19 protein-coding genes are annotated in these 21112 nt (G+C 65.9%); 14 read left to right on the top strand and 5 right to left on the bottom strand.

Annotated features, from left to right (window positions below; all coding sequences use genetic code 11):
* Positions 1-2 precede the first annotated feature (2 nt).
* The 13 genes from ribD (at position 3) to secG (ending at position 13092) form a co-directional block, all read left to right on the top strand.
* Positions 3-1049 carry a bifunctional diaminohydroxyphosphoribosylaminopyrimidine deaminase/5-amino-6-(5-phosphoribosylamino)uracil reductase RibD gene (gene ribD / locus CMASS_RS05690; RefSeq protein ID WP_022862049.1) on the top strand — a complete coding sequence of 349 codons (1047 nt, stop codon included), beginning with the start codon at positions 3-5 and terminating at the stop codon, positions 1047-1049.
* Positions 1050-1059: 10 nt separating this feature from the next.
* A complete protein-coding gene (locus CMASS_RS05685) occupies positions 1060-1683 on the top strand; it encodes a riboflavin synthase (RefSeq protein WP_022862048.1) in 624 nt (207 codons plus the stop codon).
* Between the two features lie 33 nt (positions 1684-1716).
* A complete protein-coding gene (locus tag CMASS_RS05680) occupies positions 1717-2985 on the top strand; it encodes a bifunctional 3,4-dihydroxy-2-butanone-4-phosphate synthase/GTP cyclohydrolase II (protein ID WP_051126768.1) in 1269 nt (422 codons plus the stop codon).
* Between the two features lie 19 nt (positions 2986-3004).
* Positions 3005-3496 (top strand): 6,7-dimethyl-8-ribityllumazine synthase, encoded by a 492-nt coding sequence (gene ribH / locus CMASS_RS05675; protein ID WP_022862046.1) that lies wholly within the window; start codon positions 3005-3007, stop codon positions 3494-3496.
* An 11-nt stretch (positions 3497-3507) separates the two neighbouring features.
* Positions 3508-4059, top strand: coding sequence for a PH domain-containing protein (locus CMASS_RS05670; protein WP_022862045.1), 552 nt, complete (start codon positions 3508-3510; stop codon positions 4057-4059).
* On the top strand, positions 4060-6135 hold the full coding sequence (gene uvrC / locus CMASS_RS05665) for an excinuclease ABC subunit UvrC (protein ID WP_022862044.1): 2076 nt from the start codon (positions 4060-4062) through the stop codon (positions 6133-6135).
* 71 nt (positions 6136-6206) lie between these two features.
* The gene (gene rapZ / locus CMASS_RS05660; RefSeq protein WP_022862043.1) at positions 6207-7079 is read left to right on the top strand and encodes an RNase adapter RapZ; all 873 of its coding nucleotides are present in this window, start codon (positions 6207-6209) and stop codon (positions 7077-7079) included.
* A 59-nt stretch (positions 7080-7138) separates the two neighbouring features.
* A complete protein-coding gene (locus CMASS_RS05655) occupies positions 7139-8095 on the top strand; it encodes a gluconeogenesis factor YvcK family protein (protein ID WP_022862042.1) in 957 nt (318 codons plus the stop codon).
* Positions 8096-8174: 79 nt separating this feature from the next.
* Positions 8175-9233 (top strand): DNA-binding protein WhiA, encoded by a 1059-nt coding sequence (gene whiA / locus CMASS_RS05650; RefSeq protein WP_022862041.1) that lies wholly within the window; start codon positions 8175-8177, stop codon positions 9231-9233.
* A 264-nt stretch (positions 9234-9497) separates the two neighbouring features.
* Complete coding sequence (gene gap, locus CMASS_RS05645; RefSeq protein ID WP_022862040.1) at positions 9498-10505, top strand: type I glyceraldehyde-3-phosphate dehydrogenase; 1008 nt, start codon at positions 9498-9500, stop codon at positions 10503-10505.
* Positions 10506-10619: 114 nt separating this feature from the next.
* On the top strand, positions 10620-11834 hold the full coding sequence (locus CMASS_RS05640; RefSeq protein ID WP_027018460.1) for a phosphoglycerate kinase: 1215 nt from the start codon (positions 10620-10622) through the stop codon (positions 11832-11834).
* 78 nt (positions 11835-11912) lie between these two features.
* Positions 11913-12698 (top strand): triose-phosphate isomerase, encoded by a 786-nt coding sequence (gene tpiA / locus CMASS_RS05635; RefSeq protein ID WP_022862036.1) that lies wholly within the window; start codon positions 11913-11915, stop codon positions 12696-12698.
* Positions 12699-12855: 157 nt separating this feature from the next.
* Entirely contained in the window at positions 12856-13092 is a 237-nt protein-coding gene (gene secG / locus CMASS_RS05630) for a preprotein translocase subunit SecG (RefSeq protein ID WP_022862035.1), read from the top strand.
* 104 nt (positions 13093-13196) lie between these two features.
* Here secG and pgl read toward each other — a convergent pair whose 3' ends face one another.
* The 5 genes from pgl to tkt all read right to left on the bottom strand — a co-directional run bounded on the left by pgl (position 13197) and on the right by tkt (position 19944).
* Positions 13197-13943 carry a 6-phosphogluconolactonase gene (gene pgl / locus CMASS_RS05625; protein WP_022862034.1) on the bottom strand — a complete coding sequence of 249 codons (747 nt, stop codon included), beginning with the start codon at positions 13941-13943 and terminating at the stop codon, positions 13197-13199.
* A 67-nt stretch (positions 13944-14010) separates the two neighbouring features.
* A complete protein-coding gene (locus CMASS_RS05620) occupies positions 14011-14952 on the bottom strand; it encodes a glucose-6-phosphate dehydrogenase assembly protein OpcA (protein WP_022862033.1) in 942 nt (313 codons plus the stop codon).
* 45 nt (positions 14953-14997) lie between these two features.
* Positions 14998-16536: a glucose-6-phosphate dehydrogenase gene (gene zwf / locus CMASS_RS05615; RefSeq protein WP_022862032.1), complete on the bottom strand. Its 1539-nt coding sequence runs from the start codon at positions 16534-16536 to the stop codon at positions 14998-15000.
* A gap of 125 nt (positions 16537-16661) precedes the next feature.
* Positions 16662-17744 carry a transaldolase gene (tal, locus tag CMASS_RS05610; RefSeq protein WP_022862031.1) on the bottom strand — a complete coding sequence of 361 codons (1083 nt, stop codon included), beginning with the start codon at positions 17742-17744 and terminating at the stop codon, positions 16662-16664.
* Positions 17745-17769: 25 nt separating this feature from the next.
* Entirely contained in the window at positions 17770-19944 is a 2175-nt protein-coding gene (gene tkt, locus CMASS_RS05605) for a transketolase (RefSeq protein ID WP_205617715.1), read from the bottom strand.
* 205 nt (positions 19945-20149) lie between these two features.
* Here tkt and CMASS_RS05600 point away from each other — a divergent pair, with 205 nt between their 5' ends.
* Positions 20150-21094 carry a heme o synthase gene (locus CMASS_RS05600; RefSeq protein WP_022862029.1) on the top strand — a complete coding sequence of 315 codons (945 nt, stop codon included), beginning with the start codon at positions 20150-20152 and terminating at the stop codon, positions 21092-21094.
* Positions 21095-21112 lie beyond the last annotated feature (18 nt).

Genomic DNA, 21112 nt, shown 5'->3' with positions numbered 1-21112 from the left:
TGATGGAGGCACACGCCGAGGTGTACGCAGCGCTGAAGCGGGCCCTGCGTGCGGGCGCGTCCGTGCGGGGGACAACAAGCCCCAATCCGCCGGTAGGCGCGGTGATTCTGGACGCGGACGGACGTGTCGTGGGCACTGGCGCTACCCAGCCGCCCGGCGGTCCGCACGCGGAGATTGTGGCACTGCGCGAGGCGGGGGCGCGGGCGACAGGCGGCACGGCGGTGGTCACCCTGGAGCCGTGCAACCACACCGGTCGCACGGGCCCGTGCGCGCAGGCCCTTATCCGGGCCGGCGTCGTAGGCGTCTACTTCCTCCACCGCGATCCCGGCGCGGCCGAGGGCGGAGGTGCGCAGACGCTGCGCGCAGCCGGGGTGAACGTCGGGCAACTCGAGCTGACCCCGGATACCTTCGGCCCCGATGCGGAGCTGCCCATCGATGGGGTTGCACATTGGCTGCGTGCAGTGGAGCGGCAGCGCCCGCACGTGACCGTGAAGTTTGCCCAGACACTGGACGGGTACACCGCCGCCCCGGACGGCACGAGCCAGTGGATCACCGGGCCTCAGGCCCGCGCCGCGGTACACGAGGACCGCGCCCACCGCGACGCCATCATCGTTGGCACGGGGACGGCTCTCGCGGACAACCCGTCGCTGACGGCCAGGTTTCCGGATGGGAGTCTGCGCGAGCATCAGCCGCGGCGGGTGGTCATCGGCACGCGCAGCATCGATGGGGCCCCGCAGTCGGGGAACCTCAACCGGTTGGGGTTTGTGCAGTACCCGGACATCGATATGGCCCTGCGCGAGCTGCACGCCGCGGGGTGCCGGGACGTCCTCGTGGAGGGCGGGGCGGGGCTCATCCAGTCGTTTTTCCAGCGCGGCTTCGTCGATGCTGTCCAGGCGTATCTCGCACCGCTCGTCCTGGGAGGCGGCCGTGGTGTGATGGCTGGTCCGCTGGGGCCTTCGCTGGGCGATGCCGCGCGCTTTACGCCGCAGCGCGTGTGCCGCTTTGGGCCGGATATTCTGTGGGAGCTGAAACGACGAGAAGAAGGGTAGTGGGAAAGAAGTGTTTACCGGATTAGTAGAAGAAGTTGGCACGATTAGCGCTACCCAGCCGCAGGACGAGGCGATGCGGCTGACCGTGCGCGCGCCGAAGGTGACCGAGGGGGCGCGCTTGGGCGATTCCATCAGTGTCAACGGCGTGTGCCTGACTGTCGCCGAGCTGGGCGCGAAAGGAGGCCCGGAGGAGGGCACCTTTACCGCCGACGTCATGCGCGAATCGCTGGATCGCACCGCCCTCGGCGAGCTGGCAGAAGGCAGCCCGGTCAACCTGGAGCGCGCGCTGCTGCCGTCCACGCGGATGGGCGGGCACCTGGTCCAAGGGCACGTCGACGGCACCGCCACGCTGATGTCCCGCAGCCCGGCAGAGCACTGGGACGTGCTGCGCTTTAGCTTGCCGGACGAGCTAGCCCGCTACGTGGTGGAGAAAGGATCCATTGCGGTTAGCGGCACGTCGCTGACCGTGAGCGCCGTGGGGGGAGACGAAGGCCACGGGTACTTCGAGGTGTCGCTGATTCCCACCACGCTCGCCGAGACGATCCTGGGTGGTCTCGAGGTTGGCGGCAGCGTCAACCTCGAGGTCGATATCGTGGCGAAGTACGTGGAAAAGCTGCTCGCCCCCGGCCGTTAACGCGGTGCGGGCACAGGGTTAGAGTGGTTAGCTATGAGCAGCGGAGTGACCGACGCCGGAAAAATCCGGCTGGACCCGGTAGAAGAAGCGATTGCTGACATCGCGGCGGGCAAGGCCGTCGTGGTGGTGGATAACGAAGATAGGGAAAACGAAGGCGATCTCATCTTTGCCGCCGAGCTGGCAACACCCGAGCTCGTGGCCTTCATGGTGCGCTACACCTCCGGGTATATCTGCGCCTCGCTGCTGCCGGACGATTGCGACCGGCTCCACCTGCCGCCGATGGTGGCCCACAACGAAGACAAGCGCGGCACCGCGTATGCCGTGACTGTCGATGCCGCCACCGGGACCACCGGTATCTCCGCGACCTCGCGCGCGGAGACGATCTGCCGCCTGGCCGACCCGATGAGCCAGCCGGATCATTTCACCCGGCCGGGGCACGTGGTGCCGCTGCGCGCTCAGCGCGACGGCGTCCTCGCCCGCGAGGGGCACACGGAGGCGTCCGTTGACTTGGCGCGCCTGGCGGGTCTGCGGCCGGCAGGTGTCCTGTGCGAGATTGTCTCGGAAGAGGACCCGACGGATATGGCCCGCGGCCCGGAGCTGCGCGCGTTTGCGGACCGCCACCACCTGAAGATGATCTCCATCGATCAGCTCATAGACTGGCGCCGCCACAACGAGACCCAGGTGGACCGCATCGTGGAGACGACCCTGCCCACGGACTACGGGACCTTTTCTGCGCTGGGTTACCGCAACCGCATCGACGGGCAGGAACACGTCGCGCTCGTGGTGGGTGACCCGGCCCAGCTTGAGGGGGCGGAAGACGTCCTGGTGCGCGTGCACTCCGAATGCTTGACCGGCGACGCGTTCGGCTCCCGGCGCTGTGACTGCGGCCAGCAGCTGCAGGCCGCAATGCAGGCGGTCCAGGAGGCCGGCCACGGCGTGATCATTTACCTGCGCGGCCAAGAGGGCCGCGGCATCGGGCTGCTGGCCAAGCTGCAGGCCTACCGCCTGCAGGACAAGGGGCTCGACACGGTCGACGCCAACCTGGAGCAGGGCCTGCCCGAAGACGCCCGGGAGTACTCCGTGGCCGGGCAGATTCTGCGCGACCTCGGGCTGAAGTCGGCGAACCTTTTGACCAACAACCCGCACAAGGGCGAGGGCTTGCGCGGCTTTGGGGTGCGCACGGACCAGCACACCCCCTTGGCGGTGGAGCCCAACGCAGACAACGTCAACTACCTGCGCACCAAGCGCGACCGGATGGGACACGTCCTGCCGCAGGTCGCGCGCTGGGATGCGGAACACTAAGCGCACCGGGAGGAAACGCATGAGCAAGGAAGGCCTGCCCAGCATCCAGAAAGTAGATGCACACGGGTTGAGCGTGGCGGTCATCTCCGCGACGTGGAACGCGGAGGTGTGCGACGTCATGCACGCGCGCGCCATCGCGGCGGCGGAAAGCTGCGGCGCGGTGGTCGATGAGATCCGCGTCGTCGGGGCGATGGAGCTGCCAGTGGCGGTGCAGGCCGCGGCCCGGCGTTTTGATGCCGTCGTGGCCATCGGCTGCGTCATCCGCGGCGGGACCCCGCACTTCGACTACGTCTGCGATTCGGTAACCCAGGGGCTCACCCGCGTGGCCCTGGACGAGTCCACCCCGGTGGGCAACGGCGTGCTGACCGTGGAGAACCAGCAGCAGGCCGTGGAGCGGGCCGGGGGAGAAGGCGCGGTGGAAGACAAGGGCGCCGAAGCCGCCATCGCGGCTTTAGACACTGCGGTGCAGATGCGTAAACTAAACGAGTTAGCAACTCGCCGCGGACTGTAGGAGCACTAGGGTTGAACGACATCGCCGACAACGCACACGCCGCTGGCAACACGCACCGGCTGTCGGAAGAAGAGCTGCTGGAATACACCAGCGCCGATCCCTTCGCCGTCACCACGGACAAGCCGTGGGAGATCGAGGTGAAGTCCGCCTTCCTGCGCCGCCTGGCCATCATCGCGGTGTGCATCATTATCCCCATCCACCTGTTTATGGGTCTTACCTTGGACATCGAGTTCACTGGTGCGGCAGTCACCGGCATCGACAAGTGGTCGTTCCCGTTGGTCGGCGTGATCATCTCCATCCTGGTGTGGCTCGCCCTCACCCGCCCGCGGCTGCGCGCGAATGCCGACGGGGTAGAGGTGCGCAACATCATCGGCAGCCGCTTCTACCCGTGGCAGGTCATCTACGGCCTGTCCTTCCCGGAAGGCGACCGCATGGCGCGTCTGGAGCTCCCCGAATTCGAGTTCGTCCCCGTGTGGGCGCTGCAGTCCGGTGATCGCGAGCGCGCGATGCGCGACGTGCGGACATTCCGCGCACTTGAAGCGAAGTACATGCCGGAGGATTAAGTGGCTGATCCGACCACCTACCGCCCGGCGCCGGGGACCATCCCCACGGAGCCGGGCGTTTACAAGTTCCGCGACGAAAACCGGCGGGTTATCTACGTCGGTAAGGCGAAAAACCTACGGGCGCGCCTGTCCAACTACTTCCAGGACATCACGCAACTGCACCCGCGCACCCGGCAGATGGTGCTGACCGCCAACCACGTCGAGTGGACGGTGGTGGCCAGCGAGGTCGAGGCGCTGCAGCTGGAGTACACGTGGATCAAGCGCTTCGACCCGCGGTTCAACGTCATGTACCGCGACGACAAGACCTACCCCATGCTCGCGGTGTCCGTGGGAGACCCCATCCCGCGCGCGTTCTTCTACCGCGGGCCGCGCCGCAAGGGCGTGCGCTACTTCGGCCCGTACTCGCACGCGTGGGCGGTGCGCGAATCGCTGGATCTGCTCACCCGCATCTTTCCCATGCGCACGTGCTCGCGTGGGGTTTACAACCGCCACGAGCGGCTGGGCCGGCCGTGCCTGCTGGGCTACATCGGCAAGTGCAGCGCGCCGTGCACCGGGAAGGTGACGGCGGAAGAACACCGCGAGACGGTCAACCAGCTCGTGTCGTTTATGAACGGCAACACCACCGGCGTGCGGCGGCAGCTGAAAAAGGAGATGCAGGACGCCTCGGAGAATCTGGACTTCGAACGGGCGGCGCGGCTGCGCGATGACCTCGGGGCCATCGACAAGCTGATGGAGCAGCAGGCGGTGGTCTTTTCCGACGGAACTGATGCCGATCTCATCGCGTTTTACACCGACGAGCTGGAGGCAGCGGTGCAGATCTTCCACGTGCGCGACGGGCGCATTCGCGGCCAGCGCGGCTGGGTCGTGGAAAAGGCCGGCGACCAGGCCACCTCGGAGCGCATCGAGGAACGCGAACCGGACCCGGCGCTGCCGGCGCTGATGCAGAACTTCCTCGTCCAGTTCTATTACGATGCCGTCGAGCGCGAGCGCCAAGAGGCCGCCGAAGACGCGGCTATTCTAGCCGACGTCAAGCGCCGCGGCGTGGACCAGGAATCGCACTACAACCAGCGGCAGGCAAAGGTCATCCCCCGGGAAATCCTGGTGCAAGACATGCCCGCCGAAGCCGAAGAAGTCCGCAGCGTGCTGTCCGAGCTGCGCGGCGCGCAGGTGGATTTGCGGGTGCCGCAGCGTGGTGACAAGCGCGCGATGATGGACAACGTGCGCCGCAACGCCAAGGACGCGCTGCGCCAGCGCAAGCTCAAGCGCGTGGGGGATCTCACTGCACGGTCTGCGGCCTTGCAGGATATCCAGGACGCGCTCGGCATGGAGTCGGCGCCGCTGCGCATCGAGTGCACCGACATCTCACACATCCAGGGCACCGACGTCGTCGCCTCCCTCGTGGTCTTCGAGGACGGGCTGCCCAAAAAGTCCGACTACCGGCGCTACCGCATCAAGGAGGCCGCCGGCGATGGACACTCCGACGACGTCGGCTCGATTGCGGAGGTCACCCGCCGCCGGTTCAAGCGGCACATCCACGACAAGCTGGCCAACCCCGACGAGGAAGCCGAGGAGTCCACGTTCTCGGACGAGCAGGTGGAAGAAGAGTCCGCCGAGGCCGGCCGTGGGCGTTTCGCCTACCCACCGCAGCTGTTTATCGTCGATGGCGGCGCGCCCCAGGTGGCGGCGGCGCAGCAGGTCTTCGACGAGCTGGGCATTGTCGATGTCACGCTGGTCGGCCTGGCCAAGCGCCTGGAGGAGATCTGGGTCCCCGGCGACGACGAGCCGGTCATCCTGCCCCGCAACTCGCAGGCTCTGTACCTCCTGCAGCAAATCCGCGACGAGGCCCACCGTTTCGCCATCAATTACCACCGCCAGCAGCGCTCCAAGCGCATGCGCTCGTCGGTGCTCGACAGCGTGCCCGGGCTAGGCCCGGCGCGGCGCACCGACTTGGTCAAGCACTTCGGATCGGTGAAAAAGCTCAAGGCGGCGAGTGTGGACGACATCGCGGAGGTCAAAGGCTTCGGCCCGAAGCTCGCCGCGAGCGTCTACGAGCACCTGCACGACTCGGCGTCGTAGTCCGCACTTTCCCGGCATCTGCGACCAGTTCCCGCCGCGCGAAGGGGTGGGCGTAGATACAATATGTGCCCATGACCCAGTTAGCGTCCCCTCCGGTTCTCATCACTGGAATGTCCGGCGGCGGGTTAAGCTCGGCGGCCAAAGTCTTAGAGGATAAAGGCTATTACGTCGCGCAGAACCTGCCGCCGCAGCTCATCGTGGAACTGTGTGAGCTGTGTGCTCGCAGCGATTCGCCGGTGGACAAGGTGGCGTTCGTGGCCGATGTGCGCACGCGCATGTTCCCCGGCTCGCTCGCGGACACGCTGGATCAGCTCACGCAGCGGGGGATGGCGCCCATCGTGTTGTTCATGGACGCCCGTGATGACGTGCTCATCCGCCGCTTCGACTCGGTGCGGCGCACCCACCCGCTGCAGGAGGGTGACACGCTCAAGCACGGTCTGCAGCGCGAGCGCGAAGCGGTGGCCAGTCTGCGCGCGAAGGCGGACGTCATCGTGGATTCGACCAACCTGTCGGTGCACGATTTGCGGCGCGCCATTGAGGCCTCGCTCGGCTCCCAGGCCGCGGCGGTGCCGCACGTGACCATCGAATCCTTCGGCTTTAAGCACGGGTCGCCGCGGGATGCGGACTTGGTAGTCGATGTCCGTTTCCTGCCAAACCCGTACTGGATTCCGGAGTTGCGGGCGTTTCGTGGCACCGACAAGGCGGTTGCGGACTACGTTTTGGAGCAACCACCGGCCCAGGAATTCGTGCGCCGCTTCCTCGACATGTTCGAGTCGATGCTCGCCGGCTACCGGCATGAAGGGAAAGACTTCATCACCGTCGGCGTGGGGTGCACCGGTGGCCACCACCGCTCCGTCGCCGTAGCGGAGGAACTGGGCCGGCGCCTGCGGGAACGCGGCGGGCTGGACATCAGCGTCCTCCACCGCGACTTCGATCGTTTCTAATTCGTCGCCGCAGTTTTTGCGATACCGCACTGAGTTGTAGAGGGAGTTTTTCGCACACTATGACGCATCCGCAGCACATGGCTTGCTTGGGCGGCGGCCACGGTCTTTACCAAACCCTTTTGGCTGCCCGCGAATGCGAAGCCGAGTCGATTACTGCGATCGTGACCGTGGCGGATGATGGCGGTTCGTCCGGCCGCCTGCGCCGCGAGCTGAAGATCATCCCGCCGGGAGATTTGCGCATGGCCTTGGCGGCGCTGTCCGACGGCGACGTGGACGACACGCTCTGGGCGCGTACGCTTCAGCACCGCTTCGGCGGCAACGGCGCCTTGGCCGGCCACGCCGTGGGCAACCTGATCATCGCCGGGCTCAATGAGGTGTTGGGGGACTACCAGGCGGCGTTGGACAAGATTGCGGAGCTGACCAAGTCGCATGGCCGGGTGGTTCCGGTGGTCAACCAGCCGCTGGAGATCGAGGCGGAGGTCGCCGGTCTTGACGATGACCCGCGGGTCATGCGGGCAGTCCGCGGCCAGGTGGCCGTGGCCTCCACTCCGGGGCAGGTGCGCCGCGTGCGCATCATCCCGGAGGATCCGCCGGCGAACCAGCTGGCCCTCGATGGCATCTGTGAGGCCGACCTCATCACGCTGGGGCCCGGCTCGTGGTTTTCTTCCGTGTTGCCACACGTGCTCGTCCCCGACGTCGTGCAGGCGATCAACGAATCCAACGCCCTGCGCGTAGTCGTACTCAACCTCACTGCCGAGCCGGGGGAGACGCACGGCTTTTCGATGGAGCGCCACCTCCACGTGCTCGCGCAGCACGCACCCGGCCTGGAGGTCGACTACATCATTGCCGACGCCGGCGCCCTGCGTAACGAAAGCGAGCGCGATTACCTCAAGCGGGCGGCGGAGACGTTTAACGCGGAGGTCGTCTTCGCCGACGTGGCCGCCGAGGGCGCGCGACACGATCCGCAGGCGCTCGCTGGCGAGCTGTTGTCGCTGTATCGGCGCGGCCGTCAGTAACCCCCTATCGGCGGCAGCGACCGAGTGGCTGCCGACTAGACTTTGAGCGCGTAATCGATCAATAGGCGGGAGCGTTAGTGTGACGGAGACTCTGACTGACAAGGTGAAGCAGGAGCTCGCCGCGACGTCCATCACGCGTCAGTCGGCCCGTGCGGCGGAGCTGACCGCGGTGTTGCGTTTTGCCGGCGAGGTAACCGTCCCCGGTTACGGGCCGGCCGCCGGGATCAGCGCCGATGACGTGGCCTACGACGTCTACCTCGACTCGGAAGAGGTGGCCGCCCGAGTGGTGCGCGAGATTGACGCCCTGTTCGGGATCCGCGCGCAGATCCTCGACATCCACGGCGGGCACACCGCCAGCACGCGCCAGGGCGTGGGAACCGACGGGCGGACGTCTGCGATAGCGAAGAACCAGTCGATCCGCGTCCACGTGCCGGAGCGGGCCCGCGAGCTGATTAGGCGGCTCGGGTTGGTCACCCGCTCGGGACACGCGGTGGTGGGGCTTCCCCCGCACGTCATCTCCGGCGGGGTGACGGATAACGAGGCGGCGTGGCGTGGCGCTTTTCTCGCGCGCGGATCGCTGACCGAACCCGGCCGTTCCTCGGCCCTCGAGGTCGCGTGCCCGTGCCCGGAGGCGGCACTCGCTTTGGTGGGGTGCGCGCGCCGCCTCAATGTGCCCACGAAGACGAAGGAGACCCGGGGCAGCGACCGCGTCGTTGTCCGCGACGGCGACGCCATTGGCGCCCTGCTTACCCGCCTGGGCGCGCAGCGCAGCCGACTCGAGTGGGAAGAAAAGCGCCGCCGCCGGGAAGCGCGCGTGACGCAGAACCGGCTGGCCAACTTCGACGACGCGAACCTGCGGCGCTCGGCACGGGCGGCCGTGACCGCTGCCGCGCGCGTGGAACGTGCCATCGCCATCCTTGGTGACGAGGTACCGGAGCACCTGGCGGACGCCGGGCACCTGCGCATTCAACATCGCCAAGCATCGCTCGAAGAACTCGGACGCCTGGCGGATCCGCCGATGACTAAGGACGCGGTGGCCGGGCGCATCCGGCGCCTGTTGTCCATGGCCGATAAGCGCGCCGAAGAACTCGGCATTCCGGACACCAACGAGTCCGTCAACGACGAGATCTTCGACTAGCGGGCGGGCGCGCAGGGCGCCCGCCCGCCCGCCTCGGGCTGTCTGCCCCCGCGGCTGCCCGCCTCCGGGGCCCGCTTTACCCCCGCACTATCGGGCAAACGGGCAGCCCGCTTCCTCCAGGTGTGGACTCGGTGCGCATACTGGGGAAATCCGCGAATTTGCGGTGCAGACGGGATTTTTCGCCGGTAACATCGGCGCACGAGGGAGCAGTTCATTCCCACTTAAAAATCTTGTCTTTCTCTCGTCTCTGAGGAGCGATTTCACGTGACTACCCGCGTTGGCATTAATGGTTTCGGCCGCATTGGCCGGTGTTTCTTCCGAGCAATCGCCCAGGGCGATTCCGACCTCGAGGTCGTGGCCATCAACGACCTGACCGACAACGAGCACCTGGTCAATCTGTTGAAGTTCGACTCCGTGCTGGGCAGGTTCGACGGAGAAATCGAGCACGACGATGAATCCATCACGGTCGACGGCCACCGCATCGCCGCCTTCGCCGAAAAGGACCCGCACAACATCCCGTGGGGCGAGCACGATGTCGACATCGTCATCGAGTCCACCGGTATCTTCCGCGACGCGCAGAAGGCCCACGTCCACATCGACAACGGCGCCAAGAAGGTCATCATCTCCGCGCCCGGTAAGAACGTGGACGGCACGTTCGTCTACGGCGTCAACTCCGACGACTACGATCCGCAGAACCACCACATCATCTCCGCGGCGTCGTGCACCACGAACTGCCTCGCGCCGATGGCCAAGGTCTTGCACGAGAAGTTCGGCATCGAAAAGGGCCTGATGACCACCATTCACGCCTACACCGGCGATCAGCGCCTGCAGGATGCGCCGCACAAGGACCCGCGCCGTGCCCGGGCCGCCGCCATCAACATGGTTCCGACGTCGACCGGCGCGGCCAAGGCGGTCTCGCTGGTCCTGCCGGAGCTGGAAGGCAAGCTCGACGGCTTTGCCATACGCGTACCGGTGGTTACCGGATCCGCCACCGATTTGACGTTCACCGCGTCCCGTGACGTGACCGTCGAGGAGATCAACGCCGCCGTGAAGGAGGCCGCGACCGGTGAGTTCGGCGAGATTCTCGAATACTCGGAGGATCCGCTGGTCTCCACCGACATCGTGACCGACCCGCACGGCTGCATTTTCGATGCAGGCATGACCAAGGTGTCCAACGGCAACCTGGTGAAGGTGCTCGGCTGGTACGACAACGAGTGGGGCTACACCTGCCAGCTGCTGCGTCTGACCGAGCAGGTCGGCGCCGCTCTGTAAGTTGCGTTAATTCACACTGCCGGTTCGCGGATAGGCCGAAAAGGCCCGCCCGCGGACCGGTATTCTTTTTCAGTGAACTCGGTACTTTAATTTCGACCCATTAAAGGAGAAACTATGGCTTTCCGGTCCGTCGATGAACTCTTGGCTGAAGGTGTGGAGGGCCGCCACGTCCTCGTCCGCTCGGACTTCAACGTCCCGCTGGATGAGGACGGGCAGATTACCGATGCCGGCCGCATCACCGCGTCCCTGCCCACCATCAAGGCCCTCGTCGAGGGCGGTGCGAAGGTAATCCTGTCCGCTCACCTGGGCCGCCCGGAGGGGGAGCCGGATCCGAAGTTCTCGCTCGCGCCGGTTGCCCGCGCGCTGTCGGTAGAGCTCGGCCAGGAAGTTGGGCTCGCCGCCGATGTCGTGGGGGAGGACGCCCACGCCCGTGCCGAAAAGCTCGGCGCCGGCGAGGTCATGTTGCTAGAAAACGTGCGTTTTGATGCCCGCGAGAAGTCCAAGGATGCCTCCGAGCGCGCGGCGCTGGCCAAGGAATTGGCCGGCCTGGCTGCGGACAAGGGCGCGTTTGTCTCCGACGGCTTTGGCGTGGTGCACCGTTCGCAGGCGTCCGTCTTCGACGTCGCGGAGATCCTGCCGGCGTACGCCGGCAAGTTGGTCGAAGAGGAGCTGTCTAAGCTCGCGGCCGTCGCGGAGAACCCGGAGAGCCCGTACACCGTGGTGTTGGGTGGTGCAAAGGTCTCCGACAAGCTGGGCGTTATCGAGGCGCTCGCCGGGAAGGCCGACCACATCCTCATCGGCGGCGGCATGTGCTACACCCTGTTGGCCGCCCAGGGCTATAACGTGCAGAACTCCCTGCTGGAAGAAGAGCAGATCGACAACTGCAAGGACCTGTTGGAGCGCTTCGGTGACAAGATCGTCCTGCCGGCAGACTTGGTCGCTGCGACCGAGTTCAAGGCCGACGCCGAGTCCAAGGTCGTAGAGCTCGACGGCATCCCGGAGGGCTGGATGTCCCTCGACATCGGACCGAAGGCCGCCGAGAAGTTCGGTGAGATCATCACCTCCTCCAAGACCGTGTTCTGGAACGGCCCGATGGGCGTGTTCGAGATGGAGGCCTTCGCCGGCGGCACCAAGGCGGTGGCCGAGGCCATCGCGGAGGCCACCAAGAATGGCGCGTTCACCGTCGTCGGCGGTGGCGACTCCGCCGCGGCGGTGCGCACTTTGGGTCTGCCGGAGGACGGCTTTAGCCACATCTCCACCGGCGGCGGCGCCTCCCTCGAATTCGTCGAGGGCAAGGACCTGCCGGGCGTATCCGTCCTGCAGGCCTAGCGCGCTCGTCGCCTGAGCTCACCTCCCGCACAGTCTCACCCCCGCTTACCCAGTTTCAAGAAAGGGCTGTTTATCCATATGGCTCGCACACCGCTTATCGCCGGCAACTGGAAGATGAACCTCAACCACATCGAAGCCATCGGCTCGGTGCAGAAGTTCACCTTCGCCCTGCCCAAGGAATACTACGAGGACGTCGACGTCGCGTTCCTGGTGCCGTTCACGGACATCCGCACCGTGCAGACGCTTGTCGATGGCGACAAGCTGAAGATCACCTACGGCGCGCAGGACGTCTCCGCCCACGAGTCTGGGGCGTACACCGGCGAGGTATCCGGCGCCATGCTGGCGAAGCTGGGCTGCACGTGGGTCGCCGTCGGCCACTCCGAGCGCCGTGAGTACCACGGTGAGACCAACGAGGTGGTCGCGCAGAAGGCGAAGGCGGCCATCGACAACGGCATCCGGCCCATCGTGTGCGTGGGCGAGCCGCTGGACGTGCGCGAGGCCGGTGACCACGTGGACTACGTGGTCACCCAGGTCCGCGAGTCGCTGGCCGGGCTCGATACCGCGCAGCTGGCCCAGGTGGTCATCGCCTACGAGCCGGTGTGGGCGATTGGTACCGGCAAGGTGGCGGAGCCGAGCGACGCCCAAGAAGTGTGTTCGGCTATCCGGAAAGCGATGGCGGATCTTGCCGGAGAAGATACGGCAGAAGAAACCCGCATCCTCTACGGCGGCTCCGTCAAGGTTGATTCCGTCGCGGACATCGTCTCCCAACCGGACGTCGACGGCGGGCTAGTGGGCGGCGCCTCGCTGGTGGGCGAGGACTTCGCCAAACTCGCCGCGAATGCGGCCCTGGCAACGCGTCGTTAACAACCAGGCACTAATTACGCCCGCGTCATTTTCACCCCGCGCCGACTTACGGGTGGGGTGAGCGCGTGGTGTACAGTATGCGGAGTAGTTGCGTCGCTGGGGCAGACCAGCGCCGCTTGCACCGAGCGCTCCGATACCCCGACCCAAAGGAAAGTTCATGGCTCTGACCTTGCAGATTATCCTGGTCATCGTCTCGATTCTGATGACCGTGGCTATTCTCTTCCACAAGGGTAAAGGCGGCGGCCTGTCCAGCCTGTTCGGCGGCGGAGTGCAGTCGAACCTGTCCGGTTCCACCACGGCGACCCGCAACCTGGACCGCATCACCGTCGTCCTCGTCATCATCTGGCTCGCCGCCATCATCGGCCTCAACCTCATCCAGGCGTACGCGGCTTAGCCAGCCTCGCGTCTAGAAAGACTTCCTAGACGCGAAAAATCCCGCGGGGTGTGCCCGAACAGCAAGCACAGCCCGCGGGATTTTTCGTAAGTCTTGATGCTTCCTTAGCTCTGCGCTTGAGGTGCGGCGTCGGCCGAGACGTACAACACGGCGTTGGTGACGCGGGGGACTCCGGCGGCCGGCCAGTCATCGGCAGACGCGCCGGCCACCACCTGCTGGGCCGCCTCGGCTTTTTCTGCACCGGTGACCAGGTGCCACGCCTGGGCGGCGCGCCCGATGGCGGGGAGGGTGAGCGAGACGCGCTCGGCCGGCGGCTTCGGCGAAACGGTCACTCCGATAACTAGCCGCTCCTTTTCCGCCACCGCCGCGGTGTGCGGGAACAGCGAGTTGATGTGGCCCTCCGGCCCCATGCCGAGCAGGTGCAGGTCGAAGCCTTCCGGCGCATGCGCGGCAATGACTTTCTCGTATTCGGCGGCAGCCGCGGAGACATCGTCAGTCGGCACCGCGCAGCCGTGGATGTGGTCGTCCGGCACGCCGACGGCATCGAGAAGCGCACGGCGGGCCTGTCCCTCGTTGGATTCGGGATCGGCGACATCCAGGTTGCGTTCGTCGCCGAAAAAGATGTGCACGCGCTGCCAGTCCACGGCCGGGGCGGTCGCGGCCTCGACCTGCTGGCGGATCTGCCCCAGCGTGCCGATGCCCGCGCCGCCGCCGGTCAACACGAGGCGGGGAACGCCATCGCCGTGCACGCCGGCGTGGGTGGCCTGAATGTCCGCCAGAAGTTTAAGGACGTCGCGCGCGGCGCGGGCCAACAGATCGTCTTTGGTGTCTACTCGTTCGATGCGCAGCATGGTGTCGCGGATGCTCCTTAGTCGTCGGCTGAAGTGTTCCTCGGGTCCGAAATTAACCGTCGTGCCGCTAGCAGTAGTTGACGCGGGTCAGCGCGCGCAGCGCCTTCGCGTACGGGGTGTCCGCCTCGAGGTGGCGCAGCTCTTCGGAGAGGACCTCGGCTACCGAGCGGCGCGACATGGCCACGAACCACTCGGGTGAGCCCGGCATGGCCACGCGCACCGTGTGGGCGTCGTGGACCTCGACGGTCACCGGGTTGTTGCGGCGGTGGAACTTAATCCTGCGGACCGGGAACCACTCCGGGTTGTCGTCGTCATCGATGGTGCGGCGAACTGCCACCCCGAGGCGATCCGCCAGCCACCCCGCCGCGATGTCGGGGGCCGCGCTGGTGGCCGGGCCGGACACGTCCACGGACTCGATGGGCTCGAACGGCTGGCGGTCCAAGGCGGAAGCGACGATGCCGCGCCAGAGAGTAAGCCCCGCCCAGACCATGTCCGAATCACCCGGCGTGTAACCGGTGCGCAGCGTGGATAGCGCGGTGCGCACCTCGTCGCGGCTGGCGTGCAGGCGGGAGGTATCCGTAATCCGGCGCTGGGCGATAGACCCGATCGGGTCGTCGGCTGGGGACTCCGGCGTGCGCGCCGGCCACCACGCCACGATCGGGGTGTCGGGCAGAAGGAGAGGGGTGACGACGGCCTCGGCTTCATCGGCAAGCGCGCCGTGCAGGCGCATCACCACCATCTCGGAGGCACCGGCCTCGCCGCCGACGCGCAGTTCCGCATCCAGCCCGGTCGGGGCCTCCGTGTCACCGGAGATGACCATCAGGACGCGGGACGGGTGCTCGTGCGAGGCGTCGCGGACGGCGGAGAGAATCGCGTCGACGTTGTCTTCCTCCGCCGCGGACACAATGAGGGTGAGCACCCTGCCGGTGGTCAGCGTGTAGTGCTCCTGGGCATCCAGGAGCGTGGAAAGGATCTGGCGCGTGGTGGTGTCGGGCAGCGGGATAATCATCGTGAAAGCGCGTTTCTCCTCGAAGGTGTATCTGGGTGTGCGTGCCTAGGGGCGGCGCCAGGCGCGGCCGTGGCGCTCCAGCATCTGATCAGCAGCCGGCGGGCCCCAGGTACCGGCCGGGTAGTCCTCCGGCGTGCCGCCGCTGGCCCAGTACTCCAGGATCGGATCCAGGATGGCCCAGGACAGCTCCACCTCCTCATTGGTGGGAAAGAGGGAGGACTGGTCGAGCAGGGCATCCAGGATGAGGCGCTCGTAAGCCTCGGGGGATTCCTCGGTGAAAGCCTGGGTGTAGGCGAAGTCCATGTTGACGTCGCGGACCTCCATCTCGGAGCCCGGGACCTTGGAGCCAAAACGCATGGTCACGCCCTCATCGGGCTGCACGCGAATGACCACCGCGTTTTGTCCCAGCGCGGAAATCTGCCCGGCGTGGAAGGGCTGGTGTGGCGCTTCCTTGAACACCAGGGCAATCTCGGTCACGCGCCGGCCGAGGCGTTTGCCGGTGCGCAGGTAGAACGGCACGCCGCCCCAGCGCCGCGAGTTGATTTCCAGGGTGCACGCGGCGTAGGTCTCCGTGGTCGATTCGGGGTCGAAGCCCTCTTCTTCCCGTAGGCCCTTGACGTACTCCGAGCCCTGCCAGCCCGCCGCGTACTGGCCGCGGGCGGTGGTCTTGTTCAGCGGGTGCACCGGGTGGGTGGCCCGCAGCACCTTGATCTTCTCTGCCTGCAGGGCGGATGGTTCGAAAGAGACTGGCTCTTCCATGGCCACGAGCGCCAGCAGCTGCAGCAGGTGGTTTTGGATCACGTCGCGGGCGGCACCGATGCCGTCGTAGTAACCGGCGCGCCCGCCCAAGCCGATGTCCTCGGCCATGGTGATCTGCACGTGGTCGATGTAGTGGCCGTTCCACATCGGCTCGAAGATCTGGTTGGCAAAGCGCAGCGCCATAATGTTTTGCACCGTCTCTTTGCCCAGGTAGTGGTCGATGCGAAAGACGGAGCTTTCCGGGAAAACGGCGTTGACGATCTCGTTGAGTTCACGCGCCGATTTCTGGTCGTGGCCAAAGGGCTTTTCGATGATGACGCGCCGCCACGAATCTTCTTCGCTGTAGGTGAGGCCGACGCGCTGCAGCTGGTGGCACACGGTGGAGAAAAACTGCGGCGGGATGGACAGGTAGTACGCCCAGTTCCCGCCGGTGCCGCGGGCGGCGTCCAACTCGCGCAGGCGGCTGGCCAGCGAATCGAACCCGGCATCGTCGAAGGAGCCGGAGACGAATTCGATGCCCTGCGCCAGGTGGTCCCACACGTGTTGGCGGAACTCGGTGCGCGACTTTTCCCGCACCGCCTTTTGCACGTAATCGCAAAATTCCTGCTTGCTCCAGTCGCGGCGGCCGTAGCCTACCAGGGTGAAGCCTGCCGGCAGCAGCCCGCGATTGGCCAGATCGTAGATGGCCGGCAGGAGTTTTTTGCGGGCCAGATCTCCCGTGACGCCGAAAATGACCAGGCCGGACGGTCCAGCAATGCGGGGCAGCCTCTTGTCAGTGTCGTCGCGCAGCGGGTTGACCCATTTGCCGGATCCGGACTCGGTCACGTGCTTCATTCCTTTCGGCGCAGAAGTAAGGATAAGAGTGTGTGTGAAAACCTGCGGGCGTTAGTGTACTGCCCGTAGGCACGCGGCTAGAACCTAGAGCTTTTAAAACCTAGAGCCACTAGAAACTAAAGCCGCTTGGCCATGGACTGCAATAGGTCGCTCCACGCGGTAACGAACTTGTCCACGCCCTCTTGCTCGAGCACGGCGAAGACGTCGGCGAAATCGATGCCGACTTCCGCCAGCTTCCGGAACGCCTCCTCGGCCTTCTCCCCGGACTCCGAAAGCGTGTCGCCGTGCAGGTCGTCTGCGGCCAATACCGCATCGATGGTGCCCTCCGGCATCGTGTTGACCGTGTCGGGGCCAGCGAGCTCGGTGACGTACTTGGTGGCCGGGTACTCCGGATTCTTCACTCCGGTCGAGGCCCACAGCGGGCGCTGCGGGTTCGTGCCGGCGGGGAGATCGGTGGCTTCGGCAAACTCCGCGCGGTAGACCGCGTACGCGCGCTGCGCGTTGGCCACGCCCGCGGTGCCCTTGAGCTCCAGCGCCTCTGGCGTGCCGATGGCATCGAGGCGCTTGTCCACCTCGGTGTCCAGGCGGGAGACGAAGAACGACGCGACCGAGTGGATGCGGCTGACATCGCGGCCGTTATCTGCCGCCTTCTGCACGCCCTTCTTGAAAGCGTCGATGACCTGGCGGTACCGCTCGACCGAGAAGATAAGGGTGACGTTGACGGAAATGCCCTCTGCCAGCGCGTCTGTGACCGCGGGCAGCGACTCGTCCGTCGCCGGGATCTTGATCATGAGGTTGGGGCGTTCCACCTTGCCCCACAGCTCGCGCGCCTGGGAGATGGTCGCCTCGTAGTCCGCGGAGACGCGTGGATCCACCTCGATGGACACGCGACCGTCGCGGCCACCCGACTGCGCGTAAATGTCGGCGAAGACGTCACAGGCTTCGCGGACGTCCTGGACGGCCAACGAATAGACCGCGTCGTCGACGGTGGCAGCGGCGGCCTTGAGGTCAGCAATGTCCGCGTCGTAAGCGTCGCCCTCGCTCATCGCCTTGGCAAAGATGGCCGGGTTGGTGGTGACACCCACGATGCTCTTGGAGTCAATGACCTCTTTGAGGTTGCCGGAGGTCAGCCGCTGGCGCGAGAGATCATCGAGCCAGGTAGAGGTGCCCAGTTCCGCGAGCTTGTCGATGTTGTTCACAATCTCGTCCTTTCTCTTTCGTGCGCTAGGCGTTCGCGCCGCGTGCAGCCGCCAGGGACTTCTTCGCGGCGGTGTAGACGGCGTCGGCGGTAATCCCGAAGTTCTCGTAGAGCTCGGTGTACGGCGCAGAGGCACCGAAGTGCTCAAGCGAGATGTTTTCGCCCATATCGCCGGTGTACTTGTGCCACGGCATGGCGATGCCGGCCTCCACCGAGACGCGGGCGCGGACCGCGCTCGGCAGCACGGACTCGCGGTATTCGGCGTCCTGCGCGTCAAACCACTCGAGGCACGGCGCGGAGACCACGCGGGCGGCGATGCCTTCCTCACCCAGGCGGCGGGCGGCCTCCACCGCGAGCTGCACCTCGGAACCGGTACCGATCAGGATGACGTCGGGGGTGCCTGCCTCACCGGCGGCATCGACCAGCGTGTAGGCGCCACGGCGGACGCCGTCGTGGGCCTTTTCCTTCGTGCCCTCCAGCACCGGCACGTTCTGGCGGGTCAGGCACAGGCCCTTCGGCGAGGGCTCGAATTCCAGCGCGGCGGCCCATGCCTGGGCGGTCTCGTTCGCATCCGCCGGGCGGATGACGGACAGGTGGGGGATGGTGCGCAGCGCCGCGAGGGTTTCTACCGGCTGGTGGGTCGGGCCGTCCTCGCCCAGGCCGATGGAATCGTGGGTCCACACGTAGTACGTGTCGTTCTGCATGAGCGCGCCCAGGCGCACCGCCGGGAACATGTACTCGGAGAAGATCAGGAACGTGCCGCCGTACACGCGGGTATTTCCGTGCAGCGCGATGCCGTTCATGATGGAAGACATTGCGTGCTCGCGGATGCCGAAGTGCAGGTTGCGGCCGAAAGGCTGGGCGGTCCACTTGTCGGTGGAGATGGTCTCCGGGCCAAACGAATCGGCACCCTCGATGGCGGTGTTGTTCGAGCCCGCCAGATCGGCCGAGCCGCCCCACAGCTCCGGAATGGACTTCGCCAGCGCCTGGATGGTCTTACCCGAGGCCTTGCGGGTGGCAATTCCCTTTTCATCCGGATCCCACGACGGCAGCTCCGCGTCGTAGTCCGCGGGCAGCTCATGGGCGCGGAAGCGCTCCAGAAACTCGTTTTTCTCCGGGTTCTTCTTTGCCCACGCGTCGAACTTCTCCTGCCACTTCCGGCGCGCATCCTGCGACCGCGCGGAGAGCCGGCGGGTGTGCTCGAGGACCTCGTCGTCGATGTGGAAGCGCACGTTCGGATCGAAGCCGAGCGCGTTCTTAATCGCATCGACCTCCTCCTGGCCCAGCGCGGCGCCGTGCGCGGCGCCGGTGTTCATCTTGGTGGGCGAGGGGTAGCCAATGACGGTCTTGACGCGGATGAACGTCGGGCGGGTCGTATCCGCCTTGGCTTGCGCAATGGCCTCCTCAATGGCGACCACGTCCTCGCCCGACTCGACGGTAAGCACCTGCCAGCCGTAGGCGGCGTAGCGGTCCACCACGTTTTCAGTAAACGCGATATTGGTGTTGTCCTCGATGGAAATCTCGTTGTCGTCCCAGAAGACGATGAGGTTGCCCAGCTTTTGGGTGCCGGCGATTGACGATGCCTCGGAGGTCACGCCCTCCTGCAGGTCACCGTCGGAGGCGATGGTGAAAATGAAGTGGTCGAACGGCGACTCGCCGGCCGGCGCATCCGGGTCGAACAGCCCGCGCTCCTTGCGCGCCGCCATGGCCATACCCACCGAGGAAGCCAAACCCTGGCCGAGGGGGCCGGTGGTGATTTCCACGCCGTCCGTGTGGGAGAACTCCGGGTGGCCCGGGGTCTTGGAACCCCAGGTGCGCAGCTGTTTGAGGTCCTCCATCTCCAGCCCGAAGCCGCCGAGGAAGAGCTGGATGTACTGGGTCAAAGAGGAGTGGCCGCAGGACAGGACAAAACGGTCGCGACCCAGCCACATGACATCGGCTGGGTCGTGGACCATCTGGCGCTGGTAGAGGGTGTAGGCGAGTGGTGCCAGAGACATTGCGGTGCCGGGGTGGCCGGAACCGCAGTTTTCCACTGCCTCGGCGGCTAGGACGCGGGCGGTGTCCACGGCGCGCGTGTCGGTATCGGTCCAGTCGTCGGGGTAGCGGGCAACGGTCTTGGACTGCAGCTCAGGTGGGAGAGTTGAGGGGGACACGAAATACGCCTCGCTAACGTGGTCGGAAATGGTTTCTAACGTCCTCATAGTAGTGGGGCGCGGGCGGCAAATGGGCGATTAGTGGCGAACTTGCACCGAACTGTAGGCTGTTGAGGTCTGGAACTTCCCGCGGCACGCGTGCGACTAGTTGATGTGACCATGTGAGCGCGCTGCGCCTATCCCGGCCCCAGCCGCTCGCGCCGGCCGCGCATTAGCCCCCACACTGTGTGCCCGATAGTTATGAGGAGAATCCTTGGAGACCATCAAGGCGTATTTTGCATTGACGAAGCCGCGGATCATCGAACTGCTGCTCGTCGCCGCAATCCCCGCGATGCTCCAAGCCCAACGCGGCATTGATGCCGTGGCGGACAACATCTGGCTCATCATTTCCACCATTTTCGGCGGATGGATGGGCGCTGCCGCCGCCCACACGTTCAACATGGTCGTCGACTATGAGATTGACCAGAAGATGCAGCGCACCCGCGCGCGTCCCCTGGTGCGCTCGAAGATTACTCGGCGCTCGGCGGCCATCTTTGGATCGGTGCTGCTCACGGTGTCCGTCCTCTGGCTGGGCGTGCTGGCGCACTCGTGGCTAGCGGCCTTCTTCGTCATCTTGACCAACGTTTTCTACATCTTCGTCTACACCAAGTGGCTGAAGATGAAAAACGCTCAAGGCGTGGTCTGGGGCGGACTGGCGGGATGCATGCCCGCCATGGTCGGCTGGGCGGTTATCCGCGATAACGCCACCGACGGCCAGGCGGACCGCTGGTGGCAGGCGATCGTGCTCTTCCTCATTATTTTCTTCTGGACCCCGCCGCACACGTGGGCGCTGGCCATGAAGTACAAGGAGGACTACCGCCGCGCCGGCGTGCCGATGCTCCCGGTCGTCGCCAGCGAGAAGGAAGTCACCCGCCAGATCACTTGGTACACGGTCGCTACCGTGGCCGTCTCGCTGCTCATCATTCCGGCCGCCTCGTGGATTTACCTGGTGGCGGCAGTAGCGTCCGGCGCGTTGTTCATTTGGATGGCGGTGCGCCTTCAGCAGGGCGTCGCCCGGGGCGCCAAGGTCAAGCCGATGCGCTTGTTTATCTACTCCAACAACTACCTGTCGGTCCTGTTCATCGGCCTGTCCGTCGACGCGATCGTGGGCTGGGAGCCCATTGGCCGGGCCCTCGGGATGTCCGCCGCGCTGTTTTAACTTCCAGCGTCTAACTTC

This window comes from Corynebacterium massiliense DSM 45435, assembly GCF_028609805.1.
Taxonomy (GTDB): Bacteria; Actinomycetota; Actinomycetes; order Mycobacteriales; family Mycobacteriaceae; genus Corynebacterium; species Corynebacterium massiliense.
Note: the sequence above shows the minus strand (reverse complement) of the source record. Positions and strands in the feature narration are given on the sequence as shown.

Coding starts and splice junctions, on each gene's coding strand:
- pgl (WP_022862034.1), bottom strand. CDS start 13,943: ATGCTGCGCATCGAACGAGTAGACACCAAAGACGATCTGTTGGCCCGC.
- ribD (WP_022862049.1), top strand. CDS start 3: ATGGAGGCACACGCCGAGGTGTACGCAGCGCTGAAGCGGGCCCTGCGT.
- tpiA (WP_022862036.1), top strand. CDS start 11,913: ATGGCTCGCACACCGCTTATCGCCGGCAACTGGAAGATGAACCTCAAC.
- CMASS_RS05680 (WP_051126768.1), top strand. CDS start 1,717: ATGAGCAGCGGAGTGACCGACGCCGGAAAAATCCGGCTGGACCCGGTA.
- CMASS_RS05655 (WP_022862042.1), top strand. CDS start 7,139: ATGACGCATCCGCAGCACATGGCTTGCTTGGGCGGCGGCCACGGTCTT.
- ribH (WP_022862046.1), top strand. CDS start 3,005: ATGAGCAAGGAAGGCCTGCCCAGCATCCAGAAAGTAGATGCACACGGG.
- CMASS_RS05620 (WP_022862033.1), bottom strand. CDS start 14,952: ATGATTATCCCGCTGCCCGACACCACCACGCGCCAGATCCTTTCCACG.
- secG (WP_022862035.1), top strand. CDS start 12,856: ATGGCTCTGACCTTGCAGATTATCCTGGTCATCGTCTCGATTCTGATG.
- CMASS_RS05640 (WP_027018460.1), top strand. CDS start 10,620: ATGGCTTTCCGGTCCGTCGATGAACTCTTGGCTGAAGGTGTGGAGGGC.
- rapZ (WP_022862043.1), top strand. CDS start 6,207: ATGACCCAGTTAGCGTCCCCTCCGGTTCTCATCACTGGAATGTCCGGC.
- tkt (WP_205617715.1), bottom strand. CDS start 19,944: ATGAGGACGTTAGAAACCATTTCCGACCACGTTAGCGAGGCGTATTTC.